A 10,647-nucleotide genomic window follows, 5' to 3' on the forward strand; every position below is an offset into this window, starting at 1 on the left:
CACGAACTGTCCCACTACGAGGTCTCGTTTCAACAATTCCACGATTTTCAGCTTCTTTAATGGCCCGATAGGCGGTCCCATCACTCACCTGCAAATAATTCGAGATACTTCTCACACTGACACGTTTGCCAATGGGTAGTTTCTCCAAATAATCTAAAATCGCTTGGTGTTTACTCATTGAGATCTCCTCTATCTATGCAGAACTCGTAATAATCCCGCATCTTTCGGGTATAGCGGTCACTCCCCTTGAATTGCCGTTTTAAACTATAACCGGCATGTAAGGCCACCTGTTGACTGGCAATATTTTCAACATGGGTAATGATTCGGACTTGTTTGAGATGAAATTCCTGGAAGGACAAGAAGGTAATCTCTTTGACAACCTCTGTCATGAGGCCTTGACCCCAATAATCCTTGTGTAAGAAATAACCAAGTTCAGCTTCTTTCTTAATTTCATCCAACTTTTCAAACTTAATCGATCCAATCACACGGTCTGTTTCCTTGTCACAAATCGCCCATATTCCTAAAGGATTCTTTAGAAAATAATTGGCCAAGACATACTGGCATTCCTCTAGGGACGTTTGTGCTGGGAAAATAAAAGGCAAATTCTCTGGATTGGAGGATATGGTATAAAAGTCAGCGGCATCACTATATAGAAAGGGCCTCAAGAAGAGGCGCTCTGTTTCAAAACATGAAAATGCTGCTAGTTGCGTCCAAATATTCATAAAAATCGTTCGTTATGCTTCATCAATCAGTTCGATGTCAGCTCCCAATTGTTGCAATTTTTCAATAATATGCGAATAGCCACGAAGGATAAACTCAATATTGGTAATCTCCGTTCTACCCTGAGCCATCAATCCAGCAATCACCAAGGCAGCGCCTGCACGCAAGTCTGTCGCCTTAACTGGAGCACCTGTTAATTGATTTGGTCCTTGGTAAACAATGCGATCACCCACTGTTTCAATGGTAGCACCCATTCGCATCAGTTCAGCCACATGGTTGACCCGCTTTTGATAAATGGTATCTACGATACTTCCCTTTCCATTAGCGGTCAAGAGCAAAGGAGTCAAGGGTTGTTGCAAATCTGTTGCAAAGCCAGGGTAAGGAGAGGTTTTAATGTGAACTGCTTTCAGATTTTCTTGCTTTTCAACAAACACACTATCCTCAGAAATCGTCATACGAACGCCCATTTCTTCCAGCTTGGCAATAAAGCTCTCTAGGTGTTCGTAGAGGACATTCGTAATTTGAATCCCTTCTCCAACAGCTGCAGCAAGGGCGATATAGGTCCCTGCTTCGATGCGATCGGGGATCACTTGGTGACGCGTCCCGCGGAGAAAGTCTACTCCTTCAATGGTAATAATATCTGTACCCGCACCACGAATGTGTGCTCCCATATTATTGAGAAGGGTCACGACGTCAATGATTTCTGGTTCACGAGCAGCATTTTCAATAACGGTACGACCTTCCGCCTTAACAGCAGCCAGAATGGTATTAATAGTTGCTCCAACGCTAACCGTATCCATATAGATAGCTGCACCATGAAGACGCTTCCCATTTGTGGAAAGGTTCATACTAGAACCATCCATGGTCATCTTAGCACCCATCGCCTCAAAGGCTTTCAAATGCAGATCAATGGGGCGTGGACCTAGGTCACATCCACCTGGTAGACCGACAGTTGCGCGGCCATAACGTCCCAATAGACTTCCGTAGAAATAGTAAGAAGCGCGAAGACTGTTGATCTTTCCAAATGGCATTGGCATATCTTGTACACCACGCGGATCGATAATAAGAGTCTCCCCATCTCGCTCCACCTTTGCCCCCATGAGGTTCATAATGTCAATCAAGCTAGCCACATCTGATATATCTGGAACACCATCAAGGGTCACAATTTCGTCTGCTAAAATAGTTGCTGGAATGAGGGCCACCACACTATTTTTTGCACCACTAATGGTCACCTCACCTTTTAAAGGGTGACCACCATTAATTATAATTTTTTTCATGTAAATTTGTATAAGCTCTTTCAATCATTCGGTAAAAAATTACCGCATCTATTATATCATAAAAACGCTTCATTTTCCACTACTTCTTATCTTTTGATCGGTCCATCCAATCCTTAAAAAACCTCAACTATATGTTTTGCTATTTTTTTATATTTTTGCTTGCAAACCTAATTTATTTATGTGTTCTCTTGTTGTTTTTTTAAAAAAGGCAGCCCTTTTCGGACCGCCTTTCCTGACTTTATTTCACTTCATTTCCTAATTCATATTTACTGCCTTTTAAAGCTCGACTCAAAGACCATTTCCAAGGTTTCCCTTCAATGGTTACTTGTTTTTTCTCTAAATCAACTTTTACTTCTTCCACACCTTTTACTGCGGATAATTTTTCAGTGACAGCATTGGCACAACCTTGGCATTTCATTCCACTAATTTCGTATGTTTTTGACATAATTATTTTCCTTTCTTTTACTCGAGGAGGTAACTTTTCTCCTAGTTCTTACAATTTTTTTCTCTTTAATCTGAGAGCATTCAGTACAACCGATACTGAACTAAAACTCATGGCTAGACCTGCTAACATCGGGTTTAAGAGCGGGCCACCAAAGAGATAGAGAAGCCCCATCGCCACCGGAATGGCTAAAACATTGTAGATAAAGGCCCAGAACAAGTTTTCCTTGATGGTCTTAATCGTGTAACGACTAATTTCCAAGGCTCGGACAACATCCATCAATTGCGGTTTCATGACGACGATATCGGCACTTTCCATAGCGATATCTGTCCCAGATCCCATGGCAATCCCGATATCCGCAGTTGCAAGAGCTGGTGCATCGTTGATTCCATCTCCCACCATGATCACAGACTTGCCTTCTGCTTGCAATTCTTGGATCACCCGAGATTTTTCTTGTGGAAGGACTTGACTAATGACCTGGTGGATTCCAGCCTTCTTGGCAATAGCCTGAGCAGTCCGTTCATTATCCCCAGTCAGCATGATGACCTTCTTGCCCATTTTTTCTAGGCTAGCAACCATTTCTAAACTATCTTCCTTGATCCGGTCTGCTACCCCAAAAAGGGCCATGAGTTGTCCATCTTCAGCTAAGAAAATCGGGGTTTGTCCATCCTGAGTTAAGTCCTCCAAGTCAGCCTTGGCAAGATGAATATCGATTCCTTCCTCATCCATGAGCGTTTGATTCCCAGCCAGATAAACCTTCCCACCATAGTTAGCAGTGAGGCCCCTTCCTGTTAGACTAGAGAAGTTTTCCATCTCTAATAAGTCTATATGCTCTTCTTTCGCAGCATCCAAAATAGCTTGTCCCAATGGATGTTCGGACTTGGCTTCCAGAGAAGCTAGGACTTGTAAGGCATGGTTCGTTTGACCATAGGTATAGGAAGAAGACAACTGAGGTTTACCTTGAGTGATGGTCCCCGTTTTATCAAAGACCAAGACTTGCGCTTGGTGAGCTAACTCAAGGACATCCCCCCTCTTGTAGAGGATTCCATGCTCTGCCCCTAAGCCTGTGCCCACCATAATGGCTGTCGGAGTCGCCAAGCCTAGGGCACATGGACAGGCAATGACCAAGACACTGATCGTAACCGTCATAGCAAAGGTGAAAGTTTCACCCATGATAAAGTACCAAAAGAGGCCTGATAAGAGGGCAATCCCCATGACTACAGGGACAAAGACTCCTGCCACTTGATCCGCAATCTTGGCAATCGGTGCTTTGGTTTGTTGGGCATCTTCCACCAGCTGAATGATTTGTGCTAGTAAGGTATCCCGACCAACTTTCTCAGCCCGATAAACCAAACTACCTTGTCCATTAATGGAACCTGCGTAAACTGGACTGCCTTCAGTTTTTTGGATGGGGATAGATTCACCCGTCAGCATGCTTTCATCAATGGCTGATTGTCCGGAAACCACTTGACCATCAACGGCTATTTTTTCACCTGGTTTGACCAGGATCTGATCTCCAATGACCAAGTCTTCTACAGGTAGTTTCACTTCCTTTCCATCACGTAGGACCGTTGCCTCTTTAGCCGCCAGATGCATGAGCTTTTTGATAGCTTGAGAAGTACGCCCTTTTGATAATGTTTCAAAATACTTACCCAAAGTAATCAAGGTTAAAATCACGGCTACAGATTCAAAATAAAGCTGGTGCACGTGATGGTGGTGGCCAAGCAAAATGTGATAAGTCCCATAAAGACTATAAAGAAAGGCTGCACTAGTCGCTAAAGCTACCAAAGCATCCATATTGGGATGGCCTTTTAGAAGGGTTCGGAAGCCATTTCGATAAAAGGCTCGACCGAAAACCATCACAGGGATGGTCAAGGCCAAAAGTACAAGAGTATAAGCCACAGGTGCTTGATCAGGTGAAACAAATGCAGGTGCCGGTAGGCCAATCATGGGCCCCATTGCTAGATAAAAGAGAGGCAGGGTGAAGACGGAAGACCAAAAGAGGCGTTTTCGGATCACTTGTAGCTTGTCACCTTCTCGCTCTTCTTGGCTCTTAGCTGTATCTGGATTGTATACTACTGCCTCATAACCGGCGTCCGCTACTGCTTTTGAAATAGCCTCTGGACTCAAAGGTTCCCCCTGATATTCAACCGTCATTTTTTCAGTGGTTAGGTTGACTGTCGCTTTTTCAACACCCTCAAGATGGTTAACAGCTTTCTCCACATTGATCACACAGGATGCACACGTCATCCCATTGACGACAAAAGTTTCTTCTTTCATTTATCTTCCTCCACATGACTGGCACAGTGACACTGGCCAGGTTGGCAATCACATTGAACCCGCTCCACGCTCACTTTCGAAGCCAGGAGGTCTTGCAACCCCTTCATTTGCTCCTCGGTCATAGGGGTTTGCTGGATTAATCGCTCCAATATGTGACCATGCTTGGTCAAGCAGATCTTACTTAAAACTTCATTAACAGCTGTAAAATTAGCCTCTTCTTCATTGAGGATGGTCTGATACAAATAGGTCCGACCTTCTCTTCGGCTTGTCAAATAGCCTTTATCAGCCAATCGTCCTAAGAGGGTTTTCACCGTCGAAGCTGACCAGTCCTGCTTGGTGGAGAGAATCTTGGTTATTTCTGTAGAAGTCGCTTCCCCCTTAGTCCAGAGAACTCTCATGACTTCCCATTCCGCACTTGAAATCTTTGCCATTCTTTTACCTTTCTAGCTCTCATCAAGAACAATTAATTTACATTTGTAGTTACATTATACACCTTCCATTTTGTTTGTCAATAGTTTTGTTTACTTTTGTAGATTAATTTCATAAAAAGAGAGTGGGACAGAAATCGGTAATTCGTTAGAATTCGATTTCGTCGTCCCACCTCCGCACAGTTGAGTAGGGCTGTAAAAGCTGATGAAATCAGCGTAGTAGAGCCCACTCAACCACTGCGTCTTGCTCGATAATCCAAAGATAATTGAGAGGCTAGGACTTTTGTCCCGGCCTCCTTTCTATCTCCTTAGTTAACTGCTTCTTTTAAGGCTTCTACCTTGTCCAAACGTTCCCATGGTAGATCGATATCAGTACGTCCCATATGTCCATAAGCCGCTGTTTGACGGTAGATTGGACGTTTGAGATCCAACATTTGAATAATCCCTGCAGGACGAAGGTCAAAGATTTGACGCGCTGCTGCTTCTAATTTGCTTTCAGCAACTGTTCCTGTACCGAAAGTATCGATACGAACAGATACAGGGTGAGCCACCCCAATCGCATAAGCCAATTGCACTTCTGCTTTCTTAGCAAGCCCTGCTGCCACGATGTTTTTAGCGATATAGCGAGCTGCATAAGAAGCGGAACGGTCCACCTTAGTCGCATCCTTACCTGAGAAGGCACCACCACCGTGACGTGAGTATCCACCATAGGTATCCACGATGATCTTCCGACCCGTCAAACCTGAGTCTCCTTGAGGTCCTCCGATAACGAAACGACCAGTTGGATTGATGAAGAATTTTGTTTCATCATCCAGATAAGAAGCTGGAATCACTTCCTTGATGACCTTGTTGATCACATCTTGGTGGATTTGTTCATTGCTGACATCTGGATCGTGTTGAGTTGAAATAACCACCGTATCCACGCGCACTGGCTGGTCATTTTCATCATACTCAACAGTGACTTGTGACTTGGCATCTGGACGAAGGTAGCTGATATCACCAGACTTCCGAAGCTCTGCCAACCGACGAACCAACTTGTGACTGAGTGAAATTGGTAATGGCATGAGTTCTTCTGTTTCATCCACCGCAAAACCAAACATGATACCTTGGTCACCTGCACCAATCAAGTCAAGTGGATCTTGGTCTGCGTTTCCACGGACTTCCAAAGCTTCATTAACCCCTTGAGCGATATCAGGAGATTGTTCCACCAAAGATGGGTGGACTCCCACTGTTTCAGCCGAGAATCCATACTCAGTGTTTGTATAACCAATCTCTGCAATGGTATCACGAACCACACGGTTAATATCGACATAAGCTGTAGTTGAAATCTCACCAAAGACATGCACGGAACCAGTATAAACAGCTGTTTCTGCAGCCACGTGTGCTTCTGGATCTTGCTCTAAAATAGCATCCAAAATAGCATCTGAAATTTGGTCTGCAATCTTATCTGGATGCCCCTCAGATACCGATTCAGACGTGAATAATTTACGTTCTGACATAAAAATGTCCCCCCTTAAAAAATAATCGTTATAGAGTTACAAAGAACTGGTAGATGCTTTCTACCACCTTATCGGGACCATATAACTTAACTATTATATCACGATTTTGCACCAGTATTCCTTTTTTTATAAAAAGAAAAAGATATAGTTTGAAACTATATCTTTTAACTTAACCTCTTTCCAACTCTAATTCCTACAGTAGCAAGGTCCCTATTAATACAAGGATAGTGGAAATGATAGATGGAATTTGAATACCTAACCAAGCTGGATCACCAGCAAAAAGCATGGAGGCAAAATAGAGAGTTACTGAAACAAATAGCATCGTCTTATTAGCCGTTTTCGTTCCAATGCCAAGCAAGACTGTCGCAGCAATATAACAAGTAAGATAAGATCCCAAAAAGATTAGGAAAACAATTCCCCATGGTCCTGCTATCACAGCACTACCTATAAAAAGCATCAGTAAGCCCATATTTACGAAAAATACAAGAGTTAGAAGGCCCCTATTAGGAACAGAATTTTCTGGACCTTGATCCGCCATTGGTGGCTGAGCAGGATTTTCTGGACCTTGATCCGACATTTGTGGTTGAACAGGATTTTCTAGATCTTGATACGTCATTGGTGGCTGAGTAGAATTTTCTGGGGCTTGTTCCGCCATTGGTGGCTGAGCAGGATTTTCTGGACCTTGATCCGACATTTGTGGTTGAACAGGATTTTCTAGATCTTGATACGTCATTGGTGGCTGAGTAGGATTTTCTGGGCCTTGAGCCCCCATTGGTGGCTGAGCAGGGTTTTCTGGGCCTTGAGCCCCCATTCGTGGCTGAATAGATTCTTCAGGCATTCCGTCTTTGTCTTGGTTTGTTTCACAATTTAGCTGTTGATCTGTCATAATTTTCTCCTGACATTTTTCTAAAATATTTTGCCTTTCTTAAAAAGCTGGAATTAACGAATTTCTATGTGATATTCACTGAATCCTTCCATACATCAAATGACATTTTAAAAATATACAAGTTGATAGAATTTCTTGACTCGATAAGATCATTGATCAAGCAAATACTGATTTAAAAGAGTTTCTCCCTTCTTAATATCTCAATACTTCTTTAACTTCTTTCGCTAGGATTGTTCCAATTAAAACAAGAATAGCTAAAACTATCGGTGCAATTCGGAAAACTCCCCAGTCTGGATCATAAGCTAAAATAATGGACAGTATATAAAGTACGAAACTCGTATAGAGTAGCGTCTTATTTCCTTTCTCCATCCCTATTCTAAGAAAAATGGCCCCAATAGCAATACTTAATAAGTTTGGTCCTAGAAAAATTAAAATGAAAAGTCCCCAAGCATTACCCGAAAGTGCAAAGTAAGAGATAAACAATACAAGATAGATAATGGATAAGTAAAAGGCGACTGAAAGAAGAATGGAAGTAAATTTGATTTTTGTTGGATAATTCTGAATAGGTGCCGAATTAAAACCATCTCCACTTATCCTAATCCTATCTTTATTTTCTTCAACATTATTCTGCTGATCTGGCATAGCTTTCTCCTTTCCTTTTCTTATTATTTTATTTATGTTTTCTTTTAAAACAATTATACACTATTCCATTATTCTTTTATTATATCCATCTATTCAATACTATCTCTTAAAAACTAATTTCAAGAGTAAGCTTTAGCCTATCTAAACTAAAAGTTCTCTTTATTCTTTATTTTATCCTTATATCCCATAGAATTGCTCCTTGTAAAATGTCGAGGACCAAACAAACTGAGATAAACTGTAACGGAAGGATTGGATACCAGGTATGCTCTTTTCTAATCGAAGAACATAATCGTACCCGATCCATTTTCATTACCTGCTATCCAAACAGTCGAAATATAAAGAAAGGTTACAAAATAAATTAGCCCTGATACCATTTATTTCACTCCACTTTCAAATTAAAGTATAAATTGATTTATTACCTCTCATTATACCACAATTTGTAACCGCTTCCTCCATGTTTTCTCGCTATATAAAAAAGATAGGATTTTACGCCCTATCTTCTATTTGTACCCCATTTGATAATCTATTGCATCGGCTATGATGAGTGATAAATTTTATCTATCAGCTTGATAAATTTTCCATATTATTCAAATGTTTTTTTTCGTGTTACAATGTGACAGTATTATTTTCTAATCAGTAAGGTAGCATTTCTTTTTTCCTTGCTCATTAGAGAGGAGGAAATCATTTTTGGATTGGTCAATTGTTGAACAATACTTTCCACTCTATCAGCAGGCATTTATCTTGACCTTCCACATTGCTGTATGGGGGATTTTAGGTTCATTTCTTTTAGGATTGATTGTCAGTATCATCCGACATTATCGTCTACCGATTTTAAGTCAACTAGCTGGTTGTTACATCGAACTTTCTCGAAATACACCGCTCTTGATTCAGCTCTTCTTCCTCTACTTTGGCTTACCAAGGATAGGAATCGTCCTTTCTTCAGAAGTCTGTGCAACGATTGGTCTCATCTTTTTAGGTGGTTCCTATATGGCTGAGTCCTTCCGAAGCGGTCTAGAAGCTGTCAGTCAAACCCAGCATGAAATCGGTCTCTCCATTGGGCTAACACCCAGACAGGTCTTTCGCTATGTGATCCTACCACAAGCGACCGCAGTGGCTCTGCCTTCCTTTAGCGCCAATGTCATTTTCCTGATTAAAGAGACCTCTGTATTCTCTGTAGTCGCTTTAGCTGACCTCATGTATGTCGCAAAAGATTTGATTGGACTCTATTACGAGACAGATATAGCCCTGACCATGTTGGTTATTGCCTATCTGCTTCTCTTACTACCGATTTCACTTCTCTTTAGTTGGATAGAAAGGAGATTACGCCATGCAGGATTCGGGAATCCAAGTACTCTTTCAGGGAAATAATCTCCTTCGGATACTCCAAGGATTGGGCGTGACCATTGGGATTTCCACTATCTCTGTCTTCCTATCCATGATCCTTGGAACTTTACTCGGAATCGTGATGACTTCTCATTCAAAAGTCATTCGTCTGCTCACTCGCTTTTATCTGGAATTTATCCGGATCATGCCTCAGTTGGTCCTGCTCTTTATCGTATACTTCGGCTTGGCCCGCAACTTCAACATAAACATTTCTGGTGAAAGTTCAGCTATTATCGTCTTTACCCTTTGGGGAACGGCTGAGATGGGGGATTTAGTCCGAGGGGCCATCACTTCTCTTCCAAAACACCAGTTTGAAAGTGGGCAAGCCTTAGGATTAAGAAAGGTCCAACTATATCGCTACATCATCATCCCACAGGTTCTCAGACGATTGCTTCCACAAGCTATTAACTTGATTACCCGTATGATAAAGACAACCTCCTTAGTGGTCCTCATCGGGGTTGTAGAAGTTACCAAGGTCGGCCAGCAAATCATCGATAGCAACCGCCTGACCATCCCAACCGCTTCTTTTTGGATTTATGGAACCATTTTAGTCTTGTACTTTATTGTTTGCTTCCCTATTTCCAAATTAGCAGGACAGTTAGAAAACCACTGGAGGAATTAATATGTCTGAAACCATTTTAGAAATCAAGGACCTAAAAAAATCCTTTGGAGACACTCCTATCCTCCAAGGGCTTTCCCTCAAGGTTCAAAAAGGGGAGGTCGTAGTGATCTTGGGGCCTTCTGGTTGTGGTAAGAGTACCCTCCTTCGTTGTATCAATGGCTTAGAAAACATCCAAGCTGGCGATATTCTCTTGGATGGTCAATCCATTACCAAAAACCAAAAAGACTTCCATCTGGTCCGCCAAAAGATTGGGATGGTCTTCCAAAGTTATGAACTCTTCCCCCATTTAGACGTCCTCCAAAATTTGATCCTAGGCCCTACAAAAGCTCAAGGACGAGCTAAAGAGGAAGTCATCAAGGAAGCAGAAGAGTTACTGGAACGGGTCGGTCTCTTGGAGAAGAAACATAGCTACGCAAGGCAGTTGTCTGGTGGACAGAAGCAACGGGTAGCCATCGTCCGCTCCCTCCT

The 10,647-nt window shown here is 42.1% G+C and carries 11 protein-coding genes and 1 pseudogene; 3 read left to right on the plus strand and 9 right to left on the minus strand.

Annotated features, from left to right (window positions below):
* The 9 genes and pseudogenes from ACLOR3_RS07045 to ACLOR3_RS07085 form a co-directional block, all read right to left on the minus strand.
* A pseudogene (locus ACLOR3_RS07045) lies at positions 1–178 on the minus strand (hypothetical protein); the annotation flags it as partial.
* The gene (locus ACLOR3_RS07050) at positions 171–722 is read right to left on the minus strand and encodes a GNAT family N-acetyltransferase (protein WP_411399850.1); all 552 of its coding nucleotides are present in this window, start codon (positions 720–722) and stop codon (positions 171–173) included. The pseudogene ACLOR3_RS07045 and the gene ACLOR3_RS07050, both read right to left, overlap by 8 nt.
* 12 nt (positions 723–734) lie before the next feature.
* On the minus strand, positions 735–1,997 hold the full coding sequence (gene murA / locus ACLOR3_RS07055) for a UDP-N-acetylglucosamine 1-carboxyvinyltransferase (protein WP_411399851.1): 1,263 nt from the start codon (positions 1,995–1,997) through the stop codon (positions 735–737).
* A gap of 238 nt (positions 1,998–2,235) precedes the next feature.
* Complete coding sequence (copZ, locus tag ACLOR3_RS07060; protein ID WP_006596060.1) at positions 2,236–2,442, minus strand: copper chaperone CopZ; 207 nt, start codon at positions 2,440–2,442, stop codon at positions 2,236–2,238.
* A gap of 48 nt (positions 2,443–2,490) precedes the next feature.
* On the minus strand, positions 2,491–4,719 hold the full coding sequence (locus tag ACLOR3_RS07065; protein WP_195213786.1) for a heavy metal translocating P-type ATPase: 2,229 nt from the start codon (positions 4,717–4,719) through the stop codon (positions 2,491–2,493).
* On the minus strand, positions 4,716–5,150 hold the full coding sequence (locus ACLOR3_RS07070; protein ID WP_006596058.1) for a CopY/TcrY family copper transport repressor: 435 nt from the start codon (positions 5,148–5,150) through the stop codon (positions 4,716–4,718). The genes ACLOR3_RS07065 and ACLOR3_RS07070 overlap by 4 nt, the downstream gene beginning before the upstream one ends.
* Positions 5,151–5,455: 305 nt before the next feature.
* Positions 5,456–6,646 carry a methionine adenosyltransferase gene (metK, locus tag ACLOR3_RS07075; RefSeq protein ID WP_006596055.1) on the minus strand — a complete coding sequence of 397 codons (1,191 nt, stop codon included), beginning with the start codon at positions 6,644–6,646 and terminating at the stop codon, positions 5,456–5,458.
* A gap of 193 nt (positions 6,647–6,839) precedes the next feature.
* Complete coding sequence (locus ACLOR3_RS07080; protein WP_006596054.1) at positions 6,840–7,532, minus strand: ABC transporter permease; 693 nt, start codon at positions 7,530–7,532, stop codon at positions 6,840–6,842.
* Positions 7,533–7,724: 192 nt separating this feature from the next.
* A complete protein-coding gene (locus ACLOR3_RS07085; protein WP_006596053.1) occupies positions 7,725–8,174 on the minus strand; it encodes a hypothetical protein in 450 nt (149 codons plus the stop codon).
* Between the two features lie 687 nt (positions 8,175–8,861).
* Here ACLOR3_RS07085 and ACLOR3_RS07090 point away from each other — a divergent pair.
* The 3 genes from ACLOR3_RS07090 to ACLOR3_RS07100 all read left to right on the plus strand — a co-directional run.
* Positions 8,862–9,542 (plus strand): amino acid ABC transporter permease, encoded by a 681-nt coding sequence (locus ACLOR3_RS07090; RefSeq protein WP_411399852.1) that lies wholly within the window; start codon positions 8,862–8,864, stop codon positions 9,540–9,542.
* Positions 9,502–10,179, plus strand: coding sequence for an amino acid ABC transporter permease (locus ACLOR3_RS07095; RefSeq protein WP_411399853.1), 678 nt, complete (start codon positions 9,502–9,504; stop codon positions 10,177–10,179). The genes ACLOR3_RS07090 and ACLOR3_RS07095 overlap by 41 nt, the downstream gene beginning before the upstream one ends.
* Position 10,180: 1 nt before the next feature.
* A partial coding sequence (locus tag ACLOR3_RS07100; protein WP_412037103.1) for an amino acid ABC transporter ATP-binding protein occupies positions 10,181–10,647 on the plus strand: 467 nt, incomplete at its 3' end.

It is taken from the genome of Streptococcus intestinihominis (genome assembly GCF_046824975.1).
Taxonomy (GTDB): domain Bacteria; phylum Bacillota; class Bacilli; order Lactobacillales; family Streptococcaceae; genus Streptococcus.

Coding starts and splice junctions, on each gene's coding strand:
- ACLOR3_RS07050 (WP_411399850.1), bottom strand. CDS start 722: ATGAATATTTGGACGCAACTAGCAGCATTTTCATGTTTTGAAACAGAG.
- murA (WP_411399851.1), bottom strand. CDS start 1,997: ATGAAAAAAATTATAATTAATGGTGGTCACCCTTTAAAAGGTGAGGTG.
- copZ (WP_006596060.1), bottom strand. CDS start 2,442: ATGTCAAAAACATACGAAATTAGTGGAATGAAATGCCAAGGTTGTGCC.
- ACLOR3_RS07065 (WP_195213786.1), bottom strand. CDS start 4,719: ATGAAAGAAGAAACTTTTGTCGTCAATGGGATGACGTGTGCATCCTGT.
- ACLOR3_RS07070 (WP_006596058.1), bottom strand. CDS start 5,150: ATGGCAAAGATTTCAAGTGCGGAATGGGAAGTCATGAGAGTTCTCTGG.
- metK (WP_006596055.1), bottom strand. CDS start 6,646: ATGTCAGAACGTAAATTATTCACGTCTGAATCGGTATCTGAGGGGCAT.
- ACLOR3_RS07080 (WP_006596054.1), bottom strand. CDS start 7,532: ATGACAGATCAACAGCTAAATTGTGAAACAAACCAAGACAAAGACGGA.
- ACLOR3_RS07085 (WP_006596053.1), bottom strand. CDS start 8,174: ATGCCAGATCAGCAGAATAATGTTGAAGAAAATAAAGATAGGATTAGG.
- ACLOR3_RS07095 (WP_411399853.1), top strand. CDS start 9,502: ATGCAGGATTCGGGAATCCAAGTACTCTTTCAGGGAAATAATCTCCTT.